This window comes from Cupriavidus sp. SIMBA_020, from assembly GCF_046535395.1.
In the GTDB taxonomy this organism is placed as follows: Bacteria; Pseudomonadota; Gammaproteobacteria; order Burkholderiales; family Burkholderiaceae; genus Cupriavidus; species Cupriavidus campinensis.
Map to the genome: position 1 here is coordinate 1 of NZ_JAWRWU010000134.1, position 376 is coordinate 376.

A 376-nucleotide genomic window follows, 5' to 3' on the forward strand; every position below is an offset into this window, starting at 1 on the left:
TGCAGCAGGCTCTCGCAGATGTGCGTGACGAATCGTCCGCCCTTCATCCCGAGCACCGGCACGCCCATCCACAGCGCTTCGGCCGTCGTCGTGCCGCCCGGGTACGGGAACGGGCTCAGCGCGACGTCGATCCGGTTGTACGCGTTGAAATACTCCGCGCGCGGCGATGCGCCGTCGAACAGCAGCCGGCTCGCGTCGATCCCGTGCCGTGCGAAGCGCGCGGCGGTTGCCTCGCGCACCGCCGCCTGTTCGAGCTCGCGCGCCTTCAGCAACAGCCGTGCGCCGGGCAGTGCATCCAGCACGCGCGACCACACGCGCACGACGTCGTCACCGAGCTTCACGAGCTTGCCGAAACAGCCGAACGTGACGTGGCCGT

1 pseudogene is annotated in these 376 nt (G+C 69.4%); it reads right to left on the reverse strand.

What is annotated here, in order from left to right:
* Window positions 1–376, reverse strand: a pseudogene (locus SB751_RS28505) (glycosyltransferase); the annotation flags it as partial.